The sequence below is a fragment of the Martelella alba genome, assembly GCF_006516955.1.
Classification (GTDB): Bacteria; Pseudomonadota; Alphaproteobacteria; order Rhizobiales; family Rhizobiaceae; genus Martelella; species Martelella alba.
The window spans coordinates 24,496-45,458 of sequence record NZ_VHLG01000003.1; the positions used below are offsets into that span (position 1 = coordinate 24,496).

Here is a 20,963-nt window from a genome sequence, read left to right on the forward strand (position 1 = left end):
CGAAAGGCAAGAGTGCACTGCGCTTCAAGCGCATAAGCCTGTATGAACGGACGGAGGATGCAGCGCCGGGCGGCGCACATTTCGTTTCAGAACCGCCGCTGGCCGCGATAGATCGTGCCGTGGCGATGGCCAGCGGCGCCAGAGAGCGGCTCAAACAGCGCCCGGCAGGCCTGGATACCGCGCCCGACGATGACCACGCCGTCGCCGGCCACGATCTTGAGATCCGGTTCCGGTTCGGAATAGACGGTGCCGTCCTGCCGGTGGATCTGGACGATGAAGAACTGGCCTTCGGTGCGTTTTTCGATCTGGGCGACCGTAAGCCCGGTCAGAGCGCCGCGCTCCGGCGCCACGACCACCTGAAGTTCGAGCCCCAGGCCGCGCAGCTGGCGTTCGAGCGTCTGCATCTCGCTGGAGGCATGCAGGATCTTTTCCGTGCGTGGATAGAGAATGAGTTCAGCGATCCGCTCCGCGCCGATATGGGTCGGCATCACCACCCGGTCCGCTCCCGCCTGGATCAGTTTGGTTTCGGTGGTCGCCATCTCGCCGCGGGCGATGATCTCGATCTTCGGATTGAGCGCGCGGGCTGAAAGCGTGATGAAGACATTGGCGGCATCATTGGGAAGCACCGTCGCCAGTGCGCGGGCCCTGTCAACGCCGGCCGTGGTGAGTGATGTCTCGTCGGTGGCATCGCCGACAATGGCGAGAAAGCCCAGCTCGCGGACATTATCGGCAAGGCGTTCATTGCGCTCGATGATGACGAAGGGCAGGCCAGCCATGTTGAGCTCGCGCGCCAGCATCACGCCGATCCGGCCATAGCCGACGATGATGACATGATTGGAGAGATGTTCGATTTCCTTGATCATCCGTCTCGTTCCGAATAGCTGCTGCAATTGATTGATGGTGAGAAACTGGACCAGCGCACCGGTCAGTACGATCGATCCGGTGCAGCCGAGGATCATGGTCATCACGGTGATGGCATGAAGATAGGCGGTGTCGATCGGGTGCACTTCGCCATAGCCGACCGTATAGACGGTCAGCAGGACCATGTAGAAGGAATCGGGAAAGCTCCAGCCGGCGTGGTGATAGGCAGCCGTGGCCGCCGCGATCACGGCCAGCATGAAAATCACCGTCGAAACCAGTGTTCGTCCCGGCGAACCGAAAACGCCCATGCCTGCCCCTTGCTGCCAATAAGTGTCGCCGCCGGAAGCATAGCCGATGATTGCGCTGCCGCAAGACAATACCGGTCGTGCGGCATTGATGCTGCCGTTGCTTCGCGCGACCTACGTCAAATGACGTATGGGGCTTGGCGGCTGTCTCGCCGATAGTTGGCACGAACGCCGAACGGGCGTTTCGGTTTCGTTGCCGTGCTTGTCGCGCGGGATGTAAAACAGAGGGGAAATCAGATGAATTTCACGAAGGGCCTCAAGAGCGCCATCGTCGGCGCGACGATGGCAGCCGGTGTTCTGACGGGCACCGCACATGCCCAGGAAGACACGATCAAGGTAGGCATTCTCCATTCGCTGTCCGGTACGATGGCGATTTCTGAAACCACGCTGAAGGACGCCATGCTGATGCTCATCGACGAGCAGAATGCAAAGGGCGGCCTGCTGGGCAAGAAGCTTGAACCCGTCGTCGTCGACCCGGCTTCCGACTGGCCGATGTTTGCCGAAAAGGCCCGTGAGCTGATCTCGCAGGACAAGGTTGACGTCGTGTTCGGTTGCTGGACGTCTGCTTCGCGCAAGTCGGTTCTGCCGGTTTTCGAAGAACTCGACAGCATTCTCTTCTACCCCGTTCAGTACGAGGGTGAAGAAAGCTCGCGCAACGTCTTCTACACCGGTGCCGCGCCGAACCAGCAGGCCATTCCCGCCGTCGACTATCTGATGAACGAGGAAGGTGTCGAGCGCTGGGTTCTGGAAGGCACCGACTATGTCTATCCGCGCACGACCAACAAGATCCTGGAAGCCTATCTCAAGGCCCATGGCGTCGCTGATGAAGACATCATGATCAACTACACGCCGTTCGGCTTCGCCGATTGGCAGACTGAGGTGGCCGCGATCAAGAATTTCGGCGCCGCGGGCAAGAAAACCGCCGTGGTCTCCACCATCAATGGTGATGCCAATGTCCCCTTCTACAAGGAACTCGGCAATCAGGGCATCAAGGCCGAAGATATTCCGGTTGTTGCCTTCTCGGTCGGTGAAGAAGAGCTTGCCGGTCTTGATACCACGAACCTGGTCGGCCATCTGGCTGCCTGGAACTACTTCGAATCCGTCGATTCCGACGCCAATTATGACTTCATCGATGCCTGGCACAAATATACCGGCGACGACAATCGCGTGACCAATGACCCGATGGAAGCCCATTATATCGGCTTCAACATGTGGGTTAAGGCCGTTGAAAAGGCCGGCACGACCGATCCTGACAAGGTGATCGATGCCATGGTCGGCGTTTCCGTTCCGAACCTGTCCGGCGGCTATTCGACGATGATGCCGAACCACCACATCACCAAGCCGGTCATGATCGGTGAGATCCAGGATGATGGTCAGTTCGATATCGTCTACCAGACCCCCGGTCTTGTCCCCGGCGATGCCTGGTCCGACTATCTGCCCGATTCCAAGAACCTGATCTCGGATTGGCGCGCGCCTCTGTCCTGCGGCAACTTCAATGTCGCGACCGGCAAGTGCGGCGGCATGGCTGCTGCGAACTAAGACCTCTTGACGGTGGGAACCACTGCCGGGCGCGATCTGCTCGCGCCCGGCAAACGAGGATACGGCCTTCCGTTTTGGATGGTCGTCGAAGAGGGGACGCACATGTCGATTTTTTCGCGCATGCCTGGTTTCAGTCATTTTCTATTTTTACTGTTTGTTACTCTGATATGTGCGTCCCTGCCTGCCCGGGCCGCCGATGACCCCCGGGCGCTGATCAATCAGTTCGCAACCGCTTCTGGTTTCGACGCCATCGAGAAAAATGTTCAGGATCTTGCTGCAACCGGCGACCCGGCCATCGTTCCGGCCCTGAAAGCGCTTTCCGATGGTGATCTTTATGCTCGCAAGGATGATGGTGCCGTCTTCATCACCTCGAAAGGCTCGTCCAGCCGTGATCTGCTGCTCGCCGATCCGCTGACGGGGGAGCCTGCCGGAGAGGCATCCAAGCGCGATCTCGAAAAAATCAAGGTCAATAACAGTCTACGCCGCTCGATTGATGCCGCCCTTGCCGGACTGACGCTGATGAGCCCGGATCCTTCCGTGCGTCTTTCGGCGGCCCAGTCGATGCTGAAGGCGCCCTCGGAAGACAATCTTGCCCTGATCGAGCAGGCGCTTGCAAAAGAAGACAACAAGGACATCACCGCGACGCTGAAACAGGCCGAGGCGATTGCCATTCTCAATTCAGGCCGTTCTGATGCGGAAAAGAGCAAGGCGATCGAAAATGTCGCTGCGATCGGCGGTCGCGATGCGATTTCCATTCTGCTGGCCGCCCGTCCGAGCCTCGATGAAAGCCTTCAGGCCGAAGTGGATGCGGCCCAGAAAAAGATAGAGAAAAAGCTCGCCTTCTGGGATGCGCTGCAAAATGTCTGGTACGGCCTGTCGCTCGGCTCGGTCCTGCTGCTGGCGGCAATCGGCCTTGCCATCACCTTCGGCGTCATGGGTGTCATCAATATGGCGCATGGCGAAATGGTCATGCTCGGTGCCTATTCCACCTATATGGTGCAGGAGGTGATCCGCAATCATTTCCCCGGTCTCTTCGACTGGTCGCTGGCAATTGCCCTGCCGGTCGCCTTCATCATCACCGGTGCTGTCGGCCTGATCATCGAACGCGGCGTGATCCGCTTTCTCTATGGCCGGCCGCTGGAAACGCTGCTGGCCACCTGGGGCGTGTCGCTGATCCTGCAGCAGGGCGTCAGAACCATTTTCGGTCCCACCAATCGCGAGGTTGGCAACCCGTCATGGATGTCCGGCTCGTTTGATCTCGGCGGTCTCGTGATCACCTGGAGCCGTCTGTGGATCATTCTTTTCTCGCTTGCTGTCTTCTTCGGATTGCTTGTGCTGATGAAACGCTCGGCCTTCGGCCTGCAGATGCGTGCCGTGACCCAGAACCGCCGCATGGCCGGCTCCATGGGGATCCGCACCGCCTGGGTGGATGCCTTCACCTTCGCGCTCGGCTCCGGTGTCGCCGGTCTTGCCGGTGTCGCACTGTCGCAGATCGACAATGTCTCACCCAATCTCGGCCAGTCCTACATCATTGACTCATTCATGGTCGTGGTCTTCGGCGGGGTCGGCAATCTCTGGGGTACCTTTGTCGGTGCCTTCTCGCTCGGCATTCTCAACAAGTTCCTGGAGCCCTATGCCGGTGCTGTGCTGGGCAAAATCCTGGTGCTCGTTCTCATCATCCTCTTCATCCAGAAACGACCGCGCGGCCTGTTCGCGCTCAAGGGAAGGGCGATTGAAGCATGATTACCGCCTTTGTACTCCGCGCGCTTGACCGCAAGATCGTCATCGCCATCGGCGTGCTGATCGCCATTGCCCTGATCGTGCCGGCGCTGATGCTGCTGTTGCCGGCATCGAGCCCCTTCCACATGCCGACCTATATGGTCTCGCTCGCCGGCAAATATCTCTGCTATGCGCTTCTGGCACTGTCGCTGGATCTGGTCTGGGGCTTTTGCGGCATTCTCTCGCTCGGCCATGGCGCATTCTTCGCGCTCGGCGGCTATTCCATGGGCATGTATCTGATGCGCCAGATCGGGTCGCGCGGTGTCTATGGCGATCCGATTCTGCCCGATTTCATGGTGTTCCTGAACTGGAAGGCGCTGCCATGGTTCTGGTACGGCTTCGACATGTTCTGGTTTGCGGCGCTGATGGTGCTGCTGGTGCCGGGTGCACTGGCCTTTGTTTTCGGCTGGTTTGCCTTCCGCTCCCGCGTCAACGGCGTCTATCTCTCGATCATTACCCAGGCCATGACCTATGCGCTGCTGCTCGCCTTCTTCCGCAATGATATGGGTTTCGGCGGCAATAATGGTCTGACCGATTTCAAGGATATTCTCGGCTTTTCCGTCAGCGCCGATGCAACGCGGGCCGCACTCTTTGCCGCCTCGGCGCTGTTTCTGGCGCTCGGACTTCTGATTTCCTCGGCGATCGTGCGCTCCAAATACGGCAAGGTGCTGGTTGGTGTGCGTGATTCGGAGGCGCGCGTGCGCTTTCTCGGCTACCGGGTGGAGAATTACAAACTCTTCGCCTTTGTCGTCTCCGCGATGATGGCCGGTGTTGCCGGCGCGCTTTATGTGCCGCAGGTCGGCATCATCAATCCGGGTGAGTTTGCGCCTGCCAATTCCATTGAAGTAGTGATCTGGACGGCCGTCGGCGGCCGGGCAACACTGATCGGACCGATCATCGGCGCGGTGCTGGTCAATTTCGGCAAGACCATCTTCACCGGTCTGTTTCCCGAATTCTGGCTGTTTGCTCTGGGTGGTCTGTTCGTCGCAGTCACCCTGTTCCTGCCACGCGGAATTGTCGGCACGATGGGCGGCAAGCTGAAGCCCGCCGGACGCGCTGAGGCGGGCGCGATGGCTAAGATCAAGCAATCCGAGGCGCTGGAAGACGGCGTTGAGACCCAAGGGGAGGCTGCGCGATGAGCCCGCAGGAAAAACGTGCCAAGAGCCTGCTCTATCTCGACAATGTCTCGGTTTCCTTCGACGGTTTCAAGGCGCTGAACAAGCTCTCATTCGTTATCGAGCCGGGCGAACTTCGCGCTGTGATTGGGCCCAATGGCGCTGGCAAGACGACGATGATGGATATCATCACCGGCAAGACACGGCCTGACGAAGGTGAGGTCTTCTTCGCCGACACGGTGGATCTGACCCGTCGCGACGAGGCCGATATCGCCCAGCTTGGCATTGGCCGAAAATTCCAGAAACCAACGGTTTTTGAAGGTCACACGGTCTGGGACAATCTTGAGCTGGCGCTCAATCGAAGGCGCGGCGTGTTTTCGACGCTGCTCTATCGCCTGACCGGTGAGGATCATGACCGGATCGAGGAAATCCTCGACATCATCCGGATGAGTGCGCGCAAGGACGAGCTTGCCGCCAATCTTTCGCATGGCCAGAAACAATGGCTGGAGATCGGCATGCTGTTGGCGCAGGAGCCGAAGCTTTTGCTGGTCGATGAACCGGTCGCCGGCATGACCGATGCCGAAACGGTGGAGACCGCGCGGCTTTTACGCGAAATCGCCAAGGACCGCTCCGTGGTCGTGGTTGAGCATGATATGGGCTTTGTCCGCGACCTTGGCGTCAAGGTGACCTGCCTTGCCGAAGGCTCTGTTCTGGCAGAAGGTTCGATCGATTATGTTTCGAATGATCCGAAAGTCATTGAAAACTATCTGGGACGGTAGGATGAATATTTCTTCTGTCCGCTGCTTTTCACATTTTCGCCCTGCGGCAGCCGGGGACCTGGATTTGCGGCGCTGGATTTCTTCCAATCGGGATCCGGTGGCCCCTGATGAAACGGTCGAGCCGCCCCTGAATTTCATGGCTCGATCGGGCTCCAAGGTCCGCTATCCCCTGTCGCAGGGTCTTTTTATCGGTGCATATGTCACAAAGGCCGGGAGTGAAATCCGATGCTGAAGATCGACAACGTCAATCTCCATTATGGCGCGGCGCAGGCGTTGCGCGGGGTTTCACTTGAGGCCGAAATGGGCAAGATCACCTGCGTTCTGGGGCGCAATGGCGTCGGAAAGTCTTCGCTGCTGCGCGCCGTGACAGGCCAGCATCCGGTCTCCGGCGGGACAATCCACTTCAACGATCAGGAACTGAGCGGGCTTGCGCCCTATGTACGGGCCAAGCTCGGCGTCGGCTATGTGCCGCAGGGGCGCGAGATCTTTCCACTTTTGACTGTTCAGGAAAATCTGGAGACTGGTTTTGCGCCGCTTCCCGCTTCCCAGCGCACCATTCCCGATGACATTTTCAGCCTGTTTCCGGTGCTGCAATCCATGCTGAAGCGCCGGGGCGGTGATCTGTCTGGCGGACAGCAGCAGCAGCTTGCCATTGGCAGGGCCATGGTTACGCGGCCGAAAATTCTCGTGCTGGACGAGCCGACGGAGGGCATTCAGCCCTCGATCATCAAGGATATCGGCCGGGCGATCCGCTATTTGCGCGATTCCACCGGCATGGCGATCCTGCTGGTCGAGCAATATCTCGATTTCTGCCGTGAACTGGCCGATCAGGTCTATATTATGGACCGTGGCGAGATCGTGCATCAAGGCCCTGCCGAAACCCTTGATACGCCGGAAGCACGCCGACATCTGACGGTTTGAAACCATTTACTGTGGCCCTCTTTCGCCGTCGCAGGGTGCTCGGCCTGGCGATGGATTATTCTTGCGCAATATGTGGAATTTTCTGGTCTTTTTTGCCATGAACACCTCAAAATGCGTCGTAGAGCCGGTTTTGCGACTAGAATGTTGGATTATTCTTTCAATTTTGTCCTGACTTTTTTCACCTGTAGGCGGTGCGGGTGATGCTTCCATTCGCACTCTGCAGCGTTTTTAAGCGACGCCTGGTAAGGCCTGCTTTGTGCCGTGCCGGAAAAAGAGGCGATGCCCTGTTCTGATCGTTTTAGATCGGGCATTTTTGAAGACGGCATGAAACTTGCTTTGACCTCTTGCAGAAAACAATTTTGCATGAGGAAACGGCATGGGCAACGCATCTGGTTGCGACAGGGAGGCGCATTTATGGAGGTCGAGGAACAACTGCTGGAACCGGTCATGACGCCACGGCCACAGCGGACTTTCGGTAAAGGCGAGCTTGTTGCAAAGCTTGCCGCGGGGCGGACCCGCATTGATCAACTCTATCAGGAGGGGGCGGCGAAGATACGTCTTCCTGAAAGCTTCGATGAACGTATGGAAGCGGTTCTGATCAATACGTCGGGCGGGCTGACCGGCGGCGATCAGCTGCGCTGGGTCGTCGAAGCCCGCGATGGTACATCTGTCACGGTGACCACGCAGGCCTGCGAGAAGATCTACCGATCCGACAGTGGTCCGGCGATGATCGATGCCGAAATCGCGGTCGGCGAGAATGCCCGTCTGGACTGGCTGCCGCAGGAAACCATTCTGTTTGACGAGGCGGCATTGAATCGCCGCCTTGATGTCGATCTCGCGGAGACAGCGGAATTCGTTGCTGTGGAAGCGGTGCTGCTCGGCCGCAAGGCCATGGGCGAGGCGGTTGGCATGGGGCATTTCCGTGATCGCTGGCGTGTCCGGCGCGGCGGGCAATTGCTGCATGCCGAAGATGTGCGCATGACCGGTGATATCGAACATCTTGTGGCGCAGTCGGCGATTCTCGGCGGTGAGGTGGCCTTTGCCACTCTGCTCTATTGCGGTGCGCGCACGGAAGCGCTTCTGCCGAAACTGCGTGATGTTCTGGGTGATGCCGGGGCCGGTGCCAGTGCGTGGAACGGCAAGCTGGTCGCCCGGATTGTGGCCGCCGACGGTTACGCCTTGCGAAAATTGCTGATTCCGGCGCTAAAGGTCTTGCGCGAGGATCAAATCATGCCGAAAGTCTGGCATCTCTAGTGATATGGGGTTCGCACCGGATTTAACATATCCGGTCGTGCGAAGCGGCGGGATGCCGTGACAGTTGAGGAACAGGAACAAGCATGAATCTGACGCCGAGAGAAAAGGACAAGCTGCTCATCTCCATGGCCGCCATGGTGGCGCGGCGCCGGCTGGAACGGGGCGTCAAGCTCAACTGGCCGGAGGCAATTGCGCTGATCACCGATTTCGTGGTCGAGGGCGCGCGTGACGGCCGTCCGGTGGCCGAGCTGATGGAGGCCGGTGCCCATGTGCTGACCCGTGAACAGGTGATGGAAGGCGTCTCGGAAATGATCCATGATGTCCAGGTCGAGGCGACCTTCCCGGATGGCACCAAGCTGGTTACGGTTCACGAGCCGATCCGGTAAGAATTGGCCGGAGGAGGGGGCGATGAGCACAAAGCATTATCACGGTAGCTGTCAGTGCGGCGCGGTTGATTTCGATGTCGATATCGATCTTGGCTTTACCGCTGTGTGCAACTGTTCGCGTTGCCGCCGCCTCGGCTCGGTTCTGGCCTTCACATCGCCATCCGACTTCACCTTGAACAGCGGCGCTGATGTGCTGACGGACTATCTTTTCAACAAGCACACGATCCGCCATCAATTCTGCAGTGTCTGCGGTATTGAGGCCTTCGCTTTCGGGAAGGTGCCCGGCGATGGCAGTGAGATGGTGGCGGTCAATGTCAATTGCCTCGATGGTGTGGATGCGCGTTCTCTGCCGTCCAAGCCTTTCGATGGCGCATCGCTTTAGCGCGATGGCGAAATGAGCGGAGCAACGAAAAAATGATCCCAGGTGAAGTGATTACCGCCGCAGGCGATATCGAGATCAATGCCGGTCTGGAAACAGTGACACTGACGGTTTCCAATACCGGTGACCGGCCGGTGCAGGTCGGCAGCCATTATCATTTCTATGAAACCAATGCCGGGCTTGATTTCGAGCGCGACAAGGCCCGCGGCATGCGGCTCGATATTCCAGCCGGTACAGCGGTGCGTTTCGAGCCGGGCCAGACCCGTGATGTGACCCTTGTGCCTTTCGCCGGAAACAGGACGGTTTACGGTTTTCGCCAGCAGGTTATGGGCAAGCTCTAGAGGCGCGGGGCCGGCAGATGGGGAGGCGATGTTGTGATGGTGTGCCGGTGCGGATGCTGTGCACGGGGGTGATGCTGCTGCTGCCGGTTGCCGCCATGGCTGGTGACGCGCTTGCCTGCGGTGCGGCGGCGACGCCTGCTGAACGTCTCAACTGTGCCGAGGACGTGTTCAGGGAAAGCGATGAAAGCCTGTCGAGTTCCTTTGCTGCGACGCTGCTTTTGGCCGGGCGTCTCGACGGGAGCCTGCCGAAAGGTCAAAGCGGGGCTGCGGCTTCCTTGATGCGGTCGCAGCGGGCCTGGGTTGATTATCGCGACAGCGCATGCACGTCGCGGGGGTTTTTATTTCGCGGCACGGAGGATGAGACATTCATCGTTTCGCGCTGCATGAATGAATTGACGCTTGAGCGGCTTCACTGTCTTGACCGGATGCAGAAAGTGATATTGCTCCGGCTTGAGGGCGAACAGGCTGACAAGGGGAAATCCGCCTTCCGTTCCCCGGTGAACTGAGGCACATATCGAAAATATCTCTGCGGCCGCGTCCGAGTGGCTGGCGGTTATGATCAGAAATGGGATGGAGCGCGCCTGTGAATGGCGCGGATCCGTCGGAACAACCAGAGGGAAGCTGTCCATGCCTTTCAAAATGTCCCGCGCCGCCTATGCCGGCATGTTCGGCCCGACCACCGGCGACAAGGTCCGTCTTGCCGATACCGAGCTTTTCATCGAGGTCGAGAAGGACTTCACCCATTATGGTGACGAGGTGAAGTTTGGCGGCGGCAAGGTGATCCGCGATGGCATGGGGCAGTCGCAGGCAACACGGGCCGAAGGCGCAGTCGATACTGTGATCACCAATGCGCTGATCATTGATCACTGGGGCATCGTCAAGGCCGATATCGGCATCAAGGACGGTCGCATCGTTGCCATCGGCAAGGCGGGCAATCCGGACACGCAAAAGGGGGTCGATATCATCGTCGGCCCCGGTACCGAGGCGATTGCGGCCGAGGGCAAGATCATCACCGCTGGCGGCATGGACGCGCATATCCATTTCATCTGCCCGCAGCAGATCGAGGAAGCGCTGATGTCTGGCCTCACCTGCATGCTGGGCGGTGGCACAGGCCCGGCGCATGGCACGCTCGCCACCACCTGCACGCCCGGCCCCTGGCATATTGAGCGCATGATCGAGGCGGCGGATGCTTTCCCCATGAACCTCGCCTTTGCCGGCAAGGGCAATGCCTCGCTGCCGGGTGCGCTTGAGGAAATGGTGCTGGGCGGCGCTGCGGCACTGAAGCTGCACGAGGACTGGGGCACCACGCCTGCGGCGATCGACAACTGCCTCGCCGTTGCCGACCGGTATGACGTTCAGGTTATGATTCACACCGATACGCTGAACGAGAGCGGCTTTGTCGAGGATACGGTCAATGCATTCAAGGGCCGTACCATTCACGCTTTCCACACGGAAGGCGCCGGTGGCGGCCATGCACCCGATATTATCAAGATCTGCGGCCAGTCGAATGTCATTCCGTCATCGACCAACCCGACCCGGCCCTACACACAGAACACCATTGCCGAACATCTCGACATGCTGATGGTCTGCCATCACCTGTCCTCGTCGATCCCGGAAGATATCGCCTTTGCCGAAAGCCGCATCCGCAAGGAAACCATCGCGGCAGAAGACATTCTTCACGACATGGGCGCGTTTTCGATCATCTCGTCCGACAGCCAGGCCATGGGCCGTGTCGGCGAAGTGGCGATCCGCACCTGGCAGACGGCCGACAAGATGAAGCGTCAGCGCGGACGCCTGGCGGAAGAAACCGGCGATAACGACAATTTCCGCGTCAAGCGCTACATCGCCAAATATACGATCAACCCGGCAATCGCCCATGGTCTTTCCCATGAAATCGGCTCGGTTGAAGTCGGCAAGCGGGCGGATCTGGTGATGTGGAGCCCGGCCATGTTCTCGGTCAAGCCGGATCTGGTTCTGCTTGGCGGCATGATCGCAGCTGCCCCGATGGGTGATCCCAATGCCTCGATCCCGACGCCGCAGCCGATGCATTATCGCTACATGTTCGGTGCCTATGGCAAGGCGCGGACCAATTCCTCCGTCACCTTCGTCTCCGAGGCCTCGCTTGATGCCGGCCTGTCACACAAGCTTGGCGTTGCCAAGCAGCTGGTTGCGGTGAAAAACACCCGCGGCGGCATCTCCAAGGCCTCCATGGTGCATAACAGCGCCACGCCGGAAATCTCCGTCGACCCGGAAACCTATGCGGTGCACGCCAATGGCGAACTTCTGACCTGCGAACCGGCCACCGTTCTGCCGATGGCGCAGCGTTATTTCCTGTTCTGAGGCGGCGCGGTGTCGATCGCCTGGGAATTGTTCATTCCGGCCTGTTTCGCACTGAACTGTGCGCCGGGGCCGAACAATATGCTGGCCTTTTCCAATGGCGCCCGGCTCGGTATCGTGCCGGGGATCATCGGCGGCACGGGGCGGATCCCGGCCTTTACCATGCTGATCGCGATCACGGTCGTCGGGCTTGGAGCGGTGCTGGCCGCCTCGGCAACCGCTTTCACCGTGGTGAAGCTGATCGGTGCGGTCTATCTTGTTTATGTCGGGGTGCAGATCTTGCGTAAGGCGCGCGCGCTTGCCGAAATGCAGGCAAGCGCGGTCCGGCTGATCGATCTGGCGAAGCGCGATTTTTCGATCGCGATCACCAATCCCAAGGCGATTGCCATCTTCACCGCCTTCTTTCCGCAATTTGTTACCCCCGGCGATGCGGTCTGGCACCAGCTTGCCCTTCTGGGGGTGGCCTTTCTGGTGATGGAGGTCGTGGCCGTGGCGCTTTACGTGCTGGCCGGGGCATTGCTTGGCCGTTTCATCAAATCCAACCGCATCTTCGTCAATCTCAACCGGCTGGTTGGTTTTGCGATGATTTTCGCCGGTGGATCCATGGCGATTTCGCGCCACTGATCCATCGCAATTGGTTCTGTCGATATCAGCAACTTTCATTGAAACCTCCATTTCGCGTCATTGACCGGGCAATGGCCGCCGACGGATAATCCGCGTCCTCAACGGCAGGGGCGTGTGATGGATATTCGGAAATTGAACGATGATGACCGGGCCATAGTGGTGGCTTTTCTTGAAGCCCATGCCGCAGACAGTATGTTCCTGCTTTCCAACATTGCCCGTTGCGGCCTTATTCAACCGGACCGGCCCTATGGCGGGGATTATTGGGGTGCCTTCGATGGCGGGGCGTTCCGTGGCGTGATCGCGCAGATGTGGAATGGCAATGTGATGATGCAGGCGCCGGAGAAGGACGTGCTTGATGCGCTGGCATCTGGCGTCCGCAACAGCATGGAACGGCGTGTCGCCGGGCTTCTCGGCCCTGACGATCAGGCCTGTGCGGTGATGTCGGCGTTCGCCCTTGAGGACGCGGACTATGCGAGCAATTCTGCTGAGCGCCTGTTTCAGCTGGATCCGGATCGCCTCATCATGCCGCCATCTTCGAAAGACGTTGCCATGACCGCCTGGCAGAATGCCGATCCGGCGCTGATGACGCGCTGGCTTGTCGATTACAATCTCGAAGCGCTCGGGGCGACGCCGGGCGTGGAGCTGGAAACGGGGATCAGGCTGGCGGTGAGCCAGGGCGCGGCGCTTGAGCGTTTTGTGCTTCTCGCAAATGGCGTGCCGGTTGCACTTGCCGGCTTTAATGCGAGCTACAGAGTGATGAAGCAGTTGGGGCCGGTCTGGACACCGCCGCTGCTGCGTGGTCGCGGCTATGCCCGGCAGTTGGTCGCCCTGATGGTGCGCGAGGCTTTTGATCAGGGCGCCGAGCAGATGATCCTGTTCACCAACAGCCCCGCGGCCGCGCGCGCCTATCAGGCTGTCGGCTTTGCTCAGATCGGCCGCTATCGCCTGGCCTTGCTGGCCACGCCGGTTTCGGTTTCCTGAATCGGAAAATTAGCCTATTTGTCGCACCGCCGACCCTTGCGTATGCCACCCACCAGACCCACCTAGGATGGTGAAGGGGGCGTTGGGGAGTTTTGCTATGCACTTTCTGCATGGCAGCCATTACATTAGAATTATTCTAAAATATGGCTTTATTCTTTCCTGATTTCCGTTAAGATTGCGCCAGCCCTTTAGAGGACTTCCAGTCCCCGAAATTTGAAGCAGGAGAAGACGATGCTCGGCAAGAAAGTTCCGAATGTAACCTTCCACACGCGTGTTCGCGATGAATCGATTGAAGGTCCGAATCCCTTCCGCTGGGAAGACAAGACCAGCGATGATTATTTCAAGGGCAAGAAGGTTATTCTGTTCTCGCTGCCCGGCGCTTTCACCCCGACCTGCTCGACCTACCAGCTTCCCGATTTCGAAAAGCTGGCAGCAGAGTTCAAGTCGCTCGGCATTGACGAAATCTACTGCATGTCGGTCAACGACGCCTTTGTCATGAATGCCTGGGCCAAGGGCCAGAACCTTGCAAATGTTAAGGTCATCCCGGATGGTTCGGGTGAGTTTACCCGTAAGATGGGCATGCTCGTCAACAAGGACAATCTCGGTTTCGGTATGCGCTCCTGGCGCTACGCTGCCATCATCAATGATGGTGTTGTCGAGAAGTGGTTCGAGGAAGAAGGTTTCTCCGATCTGTGCGAGAGCGATCCCTATGGCGTATCGTCGCCGCAGAACATTCTTGAAGCCCTCAAGGGCGACGCCAAGGCCGCCTGATCGGTTCTGGCAGATAGATTTCTGAAAAAAGAAGGCGGACGGGAAACCGGCCGCCTTTTTTGTCGCGCGGCTTCTGTGCCTAAGCTTCGCCGGGCGCCATCTCGTCAACGACGGCAATGAAGTGGCGGATAACGGGCTCGGGGTCATTGGCGCGCGTATACATCCAGACCTCCATTTCTTCACTGACGTCATCAATCTCCAGAAATGTAATGCCCTCGCTGGCATTCTTGCATAATGCCTCCGAGATCACGGCAACACCGAGATTGGCATCGACAAGGCTCAGCATGGTCAACGGGCTTGAGGCGAAAAGATAGTGGCGCGGCTGCCGGGGCAGGGTGCCGTAGATCGGCTGGACATCGCCATTGATATTTTCGGTCTGCAGGCTGATCAGCGTTTCCTGCGCGACGCAGGTGATGGAGACATGCTTTTCACCCGCCAGCGGGTGCTCATGCGAGACGGCGAGAAGATAGCGGAAGCCCGTCAGCCGGTGCCGGTCGAACTGGGCGTGAAGCTCGGTATCGAAGTGCCGTGCGGCGAAGGCGATATCGATCTCGCCATTGGCGAGCGCGCGCGCCTGCTCAAAGGGGTGGATCTCGCTCACCTTGATGTCGACGGCGGGAAACCGGCTGGAAAAGCGCCGGATGAACGGCGCGGTGACGCCAGAGGCAAGCGCCGTTGCCGAACCTGCGAGATGCAGCGTCCCAAGCTTGCCTTCGCTGGCCTGATGAACACGCTCGATGGCGCTGTCGAGTCTTTCGAGAATAGCGATGGCCTCGCTACGGAACACAGCACCCGTTGTCGTCAGTTCAACACCGGATCGATCACGGGTGAAAAGCTGGGTTCCGAGTTCCTCCTCCAGCGACTTGATATGCATGCTGAGCGCTGGCTGCACGATGTGGAGCCGTTCTGCCGCATGACCAAAATGAAGCTCCTCACACAGAACGACGAAGGAGCGTAACTGTTTGATACTCGTCATTTCCATCAATTATCATGATCAATATGATCATATCAATCTATTTTTCAATATCGTAATTTGGGCCTAGGTTGATCTTGCCAACAGGGACAGGGACGTTCACTCCCGGCATGGAAACGACACGCAGAAGCGTCGCCACCTGCCTTCGGGTGTTCCCGCCGCCCCTGTCTGATGGCCGCCGATATTTGAGAAGAGGCGCAGCTCCCATGCGCCAGACCGCTGAAGCGATGCTCGGCGGTGCAGGTCTCGGCTGGCCTTGCGGCACCAGGAAAAGAAGGAACAAAAAAATGAAAAAGATTGGTCTCGAAGAACATTTCATCATCCCCGAGCTCGTTCCGCATCTTGAGGATACGTATCAGAACATCAACAAGTCACTGGCCAGCCGCGCCGTGCCACGGCTGCAGCAGCTGGGTGACGAACGCATCGCCATCATGGATGAAGCCGGTCTCGACTTCGCAGTGCTTTCGATTGCCGGCCCCGGCGTGCAGATCGAACCGGATGCCGGCAAGGCAACGGCCTATGCCCGTAAAGCCAACGATGTTCTTGCCGAGGCGATGCAGAAATATCCGAAGCGCTATGGCGGCCTTGCCCATCTCGCCATGCAGGATCCGGCCGAGGCCGCGCGCGAGCTTGAACGCTCGGTCAAGGATCTGAAAATGCAGGGCGCGATGATCAACGGTCAGACGCTCGGCCTTTATCTCGACAATCCCTGCTATGACGAATTCTGGAGTGTTGCTGCTGCGCTGAAAGCACCTGTCTATCTGCATCCGGGCAATCCGGTGCAGATGCCGATCACATATGAAGGTGCCAAGGCGCTTTATGGCCCGTTCTGGGGCTGGATGGCCGAGACCGGTTCACATGTGCTGCGCATGGTCGTCAACGGCGTTTTCGATCGCCACCCCGATGCCCGCATGATCCTCGGCCATATGGGCGAGACGCTGCCATTCCTGATGTGGCGTTTCGACAGCCGCCTGCCGACGGCCTATATGAATGTCGAATTGCAGCATGAGCCGACCTATTACATTCGCAAGAACATCACCTGCACGACATCCGGTGTCTGCGATGACGTGGCACTGCGCTGCGCACTCGATAATCTCGGCGAGGATAATGTGATGTTCTCGGCTGACTATCCCTTCGAGAGCCTGAAGGCAGCCTGTGACTGGGTTGATGCGGCCGATATCGGCGCGGAGCGGCTGGAAAAGGTCACCCACAGAAACGCTGAAACCATCCTTCTCGGATTGAAATAACAAGAAGGTGCGGGGCTGGCTGCGGATCTGCCGCCGGCCGGCTTCCGCCCCGCTTTTCTGGAGGCTTGCCATGAAACTTCTGGCATCTATGCAGAAGGTTCCCGCGGGAACCCTCAATGTACCCATGGCGATCACCGCCGTCATTCACACATTTTTCCCGTCAGCGCTGAACATAGGCGGCACGACCACCGCGCTTTTTGCAACCGGTACGACGACGCTGATCGGCGTCATGCTGTTTCTCACCGGGACACAGTTCAAGCTTAATCAGGTGGCGCCGACCTTCAAGCGCGGCTTTGTCCTGCTGGTGGCCAAACTGCTGATCGGCATTATCGGCTCGCTGATTGTTGTGCATTATCTTGCCCCTCAGGGTATCTGGGGCATGTCCACCATTGCGCTGGTGGCAGCGCTTACGGCCACCAATCCCGGCATCTATCTTGCCATCTGCGGCAAGCAGGGCGATGGGATCGATACGGCCGCATTTGGTCTTCTGAACCTTATTTCAGTACCCGCGATCGGTGTCTTCTGCATGGGGCTCGGGGCTGGCGGTGGTTTTCAGCCGATGATCCTGGTGCAGGTTCTCGTACCCTTTCTGGTCGGCATGCTGGTCGGCAATCTTGATGATGACCTGTCGACCTTCCTGCGTCCGGGCAGTGCGATTGTCCTGCCCTTCCTCGGCTTCTGCTTCGGCTCGGCGATCGATCTGAAGCTGGTTGTCTCGGCCGGCATGTCGGGGTTGATGCTCACGGCCTTCTATCTAATCGTCAATGTGCCGATCCTGTTGGCTGTCGATCGTTTTATCCTGCGCCGTCCCGGCTATGCAGCCATGGGGGTTGCCAGTGCCGCTGGCGTCTCGACAGCTGTGCCACCGCTCTATGCGGCAATCGATCCGAGCTTTGCCCCTTATGTTTCGGTTTCGGTTGCCCAGATCGCCATGATCGTTGTCATCACCTCGTTCCTGATGCCGGTTGTCGCTGGCTGGTTCCGCAAGATGCCGGAGAAAGAGCCGGGCCATGCCGCAGCGGTGCATTCGTGAATGCCGGATTACCAGTGCAATCCTTCAGCAACAGGCACGTGATAGCCACGTGCCTCAGACTGTTGACAAACCTCGCAACCTTTTCTGACGTCATGCCTGTGCTTGGTCCACAGGCATCCAGCCAGCGCGCGTCCGCGCGGCGAAAGAACTTTTCTATTCAATGTCTTATGAACCTGGATCCCCGTGACGAGCACGGGGATGACGACGGGGGGGGGCGGCCATTCCACCCCGAACAGGCAATCTGAACGACTTTGTCAGCAATCTGGGGCACGTAATCACTACTTGCCTGTTGTGCTGTGAAAAGAGGCGGCTGTCACATTAACTTGATCCAAACCGGTTTGCTGCTAAGAATGTAATTCTTGACTTTTTACCGTGGCTTCTGGTCACGCGCCTTTATTGGGTAAAAAATGCAACGGATATCATCCTATATTCCCGCCGGAACCGATGACCGGCCCGTCGCTGGTCGGGTTGTTCTCACCCATGATCAGCGTCATCTGCGGCGCAAGCTCCTGCCTCTTGAAAATGGCGGCAGCGTCATGCTCGATCTCAAAGATGCCGTGCTGTTTGCCAGTGGCGATCGCCTGGAACTCGATAATGGCGATCTGATCGAGATTGTTGCCGCCCCGGAAGAAGTCTTCGAGATCCGCCCGCAAAACGCATTGCATCTGGTCGAACTGGCCTGGCATCTCGGCAATCGCCATCTGCCAGCCCAGATCGAGGAGAACCGTATCCTGATCCTGCGTGATCATGTCATCCGGCAGATGCTGGAAGGTCTGGGCGCCTCTGTCACCGATATTGTCGCGCCTTTTCATCCGGTGCGTGGCGCCTATCACAGCCATGACCATGGGCATGAACACAGTCATTCCCATGCGCATAGTCACGATCATCACCATGATGATGATCACCAGCATGGCGACGACCACCATCACCATCACGGAGATCATGACCATTCCGGCCACCACCATCATGGCTGACAATCCGGGTCTTTCCGGATCGGCACTCCTGCGCCTGCTTGCCTGGCTGTCGCCAGCCTTTCCGCTTGGCGGCTTTGCCTATTCGGGCGGGCTTGAAAAGGCGATTGACGATCAGTTGCTCACGACGCCGGGCGATCTGGCGCCCTGGCTCGAAACCGCCTTGTCGTACGGCTTTCTGTGGAACGATGCGGTGCTTCTTGCTGCAAGCCATCGGGCGGATGGCGACGCGGCGGCGCTTGGCGACGTTGCAAATCTTGCCGCAGCCCTTGCGGGCTCCAGGGAACGTTATCTGGAGACGACGGCGCTCGGCGCTGCCTTTGTCAGCGCTGCCAGTGCCTGGCCGGCGCCGGCGCTTGATGCGCTTTGCGGCGCCGTGGCGCTGCCGGTCGCCTTCGGTGCGATTGCCGGCAGCCATGGCATGGAGCTGGTCAGCGTCTGTCAGGGCTATCTGCAATCACAGGTCTCGCAGCTGATTTCCGCGGCAATCCGGCTGTCGCTGCTGGGGCAGACGGCAGGCCTTGCGACACTGGCGGCGCTGGAAGAGCCGATCATGGTTGCTGCCATGCGGGCGGCGGCCAGCTCTCTGGACGATCTCGGCGGCTGCAGCTTTGCAGCCGATATCGCGACGCTGCGGCACGAGACGCAGCATTCACGGCTTTTCCGGTCCTGAGACGCGGACCCATATTCGCGCCGCCGCACGCGGCGCTAACCTGTGACGAGGCAATGAATGACTTCTGAAAACGGACCTTTGAGGGTTGGAATCGGCGGACCGGTCGGCTCCGGCAAGACGGCGCTGACGGAAAAGCTCTGCAAGGCGATGGCGAAGGACTATTCCGTCGCTGTCGTCACCAATGATATCTATACGCGTGAAGATGCCGATGCGCTTGTGCGCATGCAGGCGCTTTCTTCCGATCGCATTGTCGGTGTCGAGACGGGCGGTTGCCCGCATACCGCCATTCGCGAGGATGCGACCATCAATCTCCAGGCCATTGCCGAACTGAATACGCGCATCCCCGGCCTTGATCTGATCTTCATCGAATCAGGCGGCGATAATCTGGCGGCGACTTTCTCTCCGGATCTGGCCGATATCACCATCTATGTGATTTCGGTCGCCCAGGGGGAGGAAATCCCGCGCAAGGGCGGGCCGGGTATCACCCGGTCTGATCTTTTGATCATCAACAAGAAGGATCTGGCGCCCTATGTCGAGGTCAATCTTGACGTGATGGCCAACGATGCCAGCCGCATGCGCTCCGGTGGCCCGGTGGTGTTCACCGACCTCAAGCGCGGTGATGGTGTTCCGGATATTGTCGCCTTTCTCAAGCATGTCGGTGGTCTGTGAGCGGCCGACGATCAATGTGATCACGTGAAAACGGCCCGGAACCAGATTGGTCCGGGCCGTTTTCCCTGAAAGATCAGAGCGTATCCATGGGTTCGATTATCGTGTCCACGGCGCTCTGAGCTGATCGCATGATCGGCGCTGCTCACACGCGGCGGAGCGCGTCCATATCCTCAATCTCGATGATGCGACCATGTACGTTGACGCCGAGCTCCTTCAGCGAGGCGAAGGCGCGGGACAGGGCTTCGGGTGCCAGACCCAGCTTGCCGGCGAGAAGGCTCTTCTGGAAGGAGAGGCGGAAGGAGGCCGGTGCATCCTGGCCTTCGCAGTTTTCCAGAATGAAGTTTGCGACGCGCTGAACTGCGGTGTTGAGCCGGTCATTGGCGATGCATTCCATGGTTTCTTCCAGCTGGCCGGAGAGCGAGGAGGCGATTGCACGGGCAATCATGCCATTGTCGTTTTCAGCGATGGAGCGGACCTTGTTGAGGTCGTAGCGGGCGAGCATCGCCTTGTCGGCAGCCTGGGCGTGATATTCATAGGTGTCACCGCCGAAAATCAGTTCATCGCCGAAACTGTCGCCCGGACCGCAGACGCGGATATCGGCTTCGCGGCCTTCACTGCTCTGGCGGTAAAGCCGGACATAGCCGGACAGGACCGAATAGAAATGCGTGGCGCGGTCGCCTTCGCAGAATACAACATCACGCGGATAGCAATTGGCGAAGGTGGCGCATTCCATCAGCCGGTTCATGGTCGCCATATCCATCGAAGATGTCAGCTTGGTCTCCACGAACAGTGTTTTCTTGCGTTCGTTCAGCAAAAGGGTCCTATTCACTTGCCTGTCTCCTTAGTACCGGCCCCGCGGCGACCGTGATTGCCTGTTCATGACATGAAGGCACCGGAACACGCCGCAATGCTGCCGGATGCCGGCGATAGGGGTCCGTTTGTCTTGGGAATTACGGGCCGATCCGCCAAATATAGTTCCACCTGTTTCTGTCGTTTCGGATTTTGCCTGACCCGACAGATGAATT

Annotated in this window: 22 protein-coding genes; 19 read left to right on the forward strand and 3 right to left on the reverse strand. The window is 58.8% G+C overall.

The window, feature by feature from the left end; all coding sequences use genetic code 11:
- Positions 1-86 precede the first annotated feature (86 nt).
- Positions 87-1,169 carry a potassium channel family protein gene (locus FJU08_RS06490; protein ID WP_141148182.1) on the reverse strand — a complete coding sequence of 361 codons (1,083 nt, stop codon included), beginning with the start codon at positions 1,167-1,169 and terminating at the stop codon, positions 87-89.
- A 279-nt stretch (positions 1,170-1,448) separates the two neighbouring features.
- Here FJU08_RS06490 and urtA point away from each other — a divergent pair, with 279 nt between their 5' ends.
- The 14 genes from urtA to FJU08_RS06560 all read left to right on the forward strand — a co-directional run bounded on the left by urtA (position 1,449) and on the right by FJU08_RS06560 (position 14,372).
- Entirely contained in the window at positions 1,449-2,705 is a 1,257-nt protein-coding gene (gene urtA / locus FJU08_RS06495; protein ID WP_235890634.1) for an urea ABC transporter substrate-binding protein, read from the forward strand.
- Between the two features lie 102 nt (positions 2,706-2,807).
- Complete coding sequence (gene urtB / locus FJU08_RS06500) at positions 2,808-4,448, forward strand: urea ABC transporter permease subunit UrtB (RefSeq protein ID WP_235890607.1); 1,641 nt, start codon at positions 2,808-2,810, stop codon at positions 4,446-4,448.
- A complete protein-coding gene (gene urtC, locus FJU08_RS06505; protein ID WP_141148184.1) occupies positions 4,445-5,623 on the forward strand; it encodes an urea ABC transporter permease subunit UrtC in 1,179 nt (392 codons plus the stop codon). Before urtB ends, urtC begins: the two co-directional genes overlap by 4 nt.
- Positions 5,620-6,378, forward strand: a complete 759-nt coding sequence (gene urtD, locus FJU08_RS06510) for an urea ABC transporter ATP-binding protein UrtD (protein ID WP_141148185.1) — start codon at positions 5,620-5,622, stop codon at positions 6,376-6,378. Before urtC ends, urtD begins: the two co-directional genes overlap by 4 nt.
- Positions 6,379-6,603: 225 nt before the next feature.
- Positions 6,604-7,299, forward strand: a complete 696-nt coding sequence (gene urtE, locus FJU08_RS06515; RefSeq protein ID WP_141148186.1) for an urea ABC transporter ATP-binding subunit UrtE — start codon at positions 6,604-6,606, stop codon at positions 7,297-7,299.
- A gap of 414 nt (positions 7,300-7,713) precedes the next feature.
- On the forward strand, positions 7,714-8,553 hold the full coding sequence (locus FJU08_RS06520; RefSeq protein ID WP_235890608.1) for an urease accessory protein UreD: 840 nt from the start codon (positions 7,714-7,716) through the stop codon (positions 8,551-8,553).
- 83 nt (positions 8,554-8,636) lie between these two features.
- Positions 8,637-8,939: an urease subunit gamma gene (locus tag FJU08_RS06525; protein ID WP_141148187.1), complete on the forward strand. Its 303-nt coding sequence runs from the start codon at positions 8,637-8,639 to the stop codon at positions 8,937-8,939.
- Between the two features lie 22 nt (positions 8,940-8,961).
- Entirely contained in the window at positions 8,962-9,321 is a 360-nt protein-coding gene (locus FJU08_RS06530; RefSeq protein WP_141148188.1) for a GFA family protein, read from the forward strand.
- A gap of 32 nt (positions 9,322-9,353) precedes the next feature.
- Complete coding sequence (locus FJU08_RS06535) at positions 9,354-9,659, forward strand: urease subunit beta (RefSeq protein ID WP_141148189.1); 306 nt, start codon at positions 9,354-9,356, stop codon at positions 9,657-9,659.
- A 17-nt stretch (positions 9,660-9,676) separates the two neighbouring features.
- A complete protein-coding gene (locus tag FJU08_RS06540; protein WP_210245193.1) occupies positions 9,677-10,165 on the forward strand; it encodes a lysozyme inhibitor LprI family protein in 489 nt (162 codons plus the stop codon).
- Between the two features lie 121 nt (positions 10,166-10,286).
- Positions 10,287-11,999 (forward strand): urease subunit alpha, encoded by a 1,713-nt coding sequence (gene ureC, locus FJU08_RS06545; RefSeq protein WP_141148190.1) that lies wholly within the window; start codon positions 10,287-10,289, stop codon positions 11,997-11,999.
- 9 nt (positions 12,000-12,008) lie between these two features.
- Positions 12,009-12,620, forward strand: a complete 612-nt coding sequence (locus tag FJU08_RS06550) for a LysE family translocator (RefSeq protein WP_235890609.1) — start codon at positions 12,009-12,011, stop codon at positions 12,618-12,620.
- 117 nt (positions 12,621-12,737) lie between these two features.
- Positions 12,738-13,601, forward strand: coding sequence for a GNAT family N-acetyltransferase (locus FJU08_RS06555; protein WP_141148191.1), 864 nt, complete (start codon positions 12,738-12,740; stop codon positions 13,599-13,601).
- Between the two features lie 231 nt (positions 13,602-13,832).
- Positions 13,833-14,372, forward strand: coding sequence for a peroxiredoxin (locus FJU08_RS06560; RefSeq protein WP_141148192.1), 540 nt, complete (start codon positions 13,833-13,835; stop codon positions 14,370-14,372).
- A gap of 79 nt (positions 14,373-14,451) precedes the next feature.
- On the opposite strand, the gene FJU08_RS06565 is transcribed toward FJU08_RS06560, so the two are convergent.
- The gene (locus tag FJU08_RS06565; protein WP_181409769.1) at positions 14,452-15,348 is read right to left on the reverse strand and encodes a LysR family transcriptional regulator; all 897 of its coding nucleotides are present in this window, start codon (positions 15,346-15,348) and stop codon (positions 14,452-14,454) included.
- Positions 15,349-15,632: 284 nt separating this feature from the next.
- On the opposite strand from FJU08_RS06565, the gene FJU08_RS06570 reads away from it, so the two are divergent.
- The 5 genes from FJU08_RS06570 (at position 15,633) to ureG (ending at position 19,938) form a co-directional block, all read left to right on the forward strand.
- Positions 15,633-16,592, forward strand: coding sequence for an amidohydrolase family protein (locus tag FJU08_RS06570; protein ID WP_181409770.1), 960 nt, complete (start codon positions 15,633-15,635; stop codon positions 16,590-16,592).
- 70 nt (positions 16,593-16,662) lie between these two features.
- Positions 16,663-17,625: a 2-keto-3-deoxygluconate permease gene (locus tag FJU08_RS06575; RefSeq protein WP_141148195.1), complete on the forward strand. Its 963-nt coding sequence runs from the start codon at positions 16,663-16,665 to the stop codon at positions 17,623-17,625.
- A 407-nt stretch (positions 17,626-18,032) separates the two neighbouring features.
- Entirely contained in the window at positions 18,033-18,599 is a 567-nt protein-coding gene (locus FJU08_RS06580) for an urease accessory protein UreE (RefSeq protein WP_141148196.1), read from the forward strand.
- The gene (locus FJU08_RS06585) at positions 18,568-19,269 is read left to right on the forward strand and encodes an urease accessory protein UreF (protein ID WP_407943691.1); all 702 of its coding nucleotides are present in this window, start codon (positions 18,568-18,570) and stop codon (positions 19,267-19,269) included. The genes FJU08_RS06580 and FJU08_RS06585 overlap by 32 nt, the downstream gene beginning before the upstream one ends.
- Before the next feature lie 57 nt (positions 19,270-19,326).
- Entirely contained in the window at positions 19,327-19,938 is a 612-nt protein-coding gene (gene ureG / locus FJU08_RS06590) for an urease accessory protein UreG (protein ID WP_141148197.1), read from the forward strand.
- A gap of 142 nt (positions 19,939-20,080) precedes the next feature.
- Here the strand turns inward: ureG and FJU08_RS06595 are convergent, their stop codons facing one another.
- Positions 20,081-20,767, reverse strand: a complete 687-nt coding sequence (locus tag FJU08_RS06595) for a Crp/Fnr family transcriptional regulator (RefSeq protein WP_235890610.1) — start codon at positions 20,765-20,767, stop codon at positions 20,081-20,083.
- Positions 20,768-20,963 lie beyond the last annotated feature (196 nt).

Coding starts and splice junctions, on each gene's coding strand:
- FJU08_RS06490 (WP_141148182.1), bottom strand. CDS start 1,169: ATGGGCGTTTTCGGTTCGCCGGGACGAACACTGGTTTCGACGGTGATT.
- urtB (WP_235890607.1), top strand. CDS start 2,808: ATGTCGATTTTTTCGCGCATGCCTGGTTTCAGTCATTTTCTATTTTTA.
- FJU08_RS06525 (WP_141148187.1), top strand. CDS start 8,637: ATGAATCTGACGCCGAGAGAAAAGGACAAGCTGCTCATCTCCATGGCC.
- FJU08_RS06540 (WP_210245193.1), top strand. CDS start 9,677: ATGGGGAGGCGATGTTGTGATGGTGTGCCGGTGCGGATGCTGTGCACG.
- urtC (WP_141148184.1), top strand. CDS start 4,445: ATGATTACCGCCTTTGTACTCCGCGCGCTTGACCGCAAGATCGTCATC.
- FJU08_RS06575 (WP_141148195.1), top strand. CDS start 16,663: ATGAAACTTCTGGCATCTATGCAGAAGGTTCCCGCGGGAACCCTCAAT.
- FJU08_RS06520 (WP_235890608.1), top strand. CDS start 7,714: ATGGAGGTCGAGGAACAACTGCTGGAACCGGTCATGACGCCACGGCCA.
- FJU08_RS06535 (WP_141148189.1), top strand. CDS start 9,354: ATGATCCCAGGTGAAGTGATTACCGCCGCAGGCGATATCGAGATCAAT.
- FJU08_RS06565 (WP_181409769.1), bottom strand. CDS start 15,348: ATGACGAGTATCAAACAGTTACGCTCCTTCGTCGTTCTGTGTGAGGAG.
- FJU08_RS06580 (WP_141148196.1), top strand. CDS start 18,033: ATGCAACGGATATCATCCTATATTCCCGCCGGAACCGATGACCGGCCC.
- FJU08_RS06560 (WP_141148192.1), top strand. CDS start 13,833: ATGCTCGGCAAGAAAGTTCCGAATGTAACCTTCCACACGCGTGTTCGC.
- ureG (WP_141148197.1), top strand. CDS start 19,327: ATGACTTCTGAAAACGGACCTTTGAGGGTTGGAATCGGCGGACCGGTC.
- urtD (WP_141148185.1), top strand. CDS start 5,620: ATGAGCCCGCAGGAAAAACGTGCCAAGAGCCTGCTCTATCTCGACAAT.
- urtA (WP_235890634.1), top strand. CDS start 1,449: ATGGCAGCCGGTGTTCTGACGGGCACCGCACATGCCCAGGAAGACACG.
- FJU08_RS06570 (WP_181409770.1), top strand. CDS start 15,633: ATGAAAAAGATTGGTCTCGAAGAACATTTCATCATCCCCGAGCTCGTT.
- FJU08_RS06555 (WP_141148191.1), top strand. CDS start 12,738: ATGGATATTCGGAAATTGAACGATGATGACCGGGCCATAGTGGTGGCT.
- ureC (WP_141148190.1), top strand. CDS start 10,287: ATGCCTTTCAAAATGTCCCGCGCCGCCTATGCCGGCATGTTCGGCCCG.
- urtE (WP_141148186.1), top strand. CDS start 6,604: ATGCTGAAGATCGACAACGTCAATCTCCATTATGGCGCGGCGCAGGCG.
- FJU08_RS06530 (WP_141148188.1), top strand. CDS start 8,962: ATGAGCACAAAGCATTATCACGGTAGCTGTCAGTGCGGCGCGGTTGAT.
- FJU08_RS06585 (WP_407943691.1), top strand. CDS start 18,568: ATGACCATTCCGGCCACCACCATCATGGCTGACAATCCGGGTCTTTCC.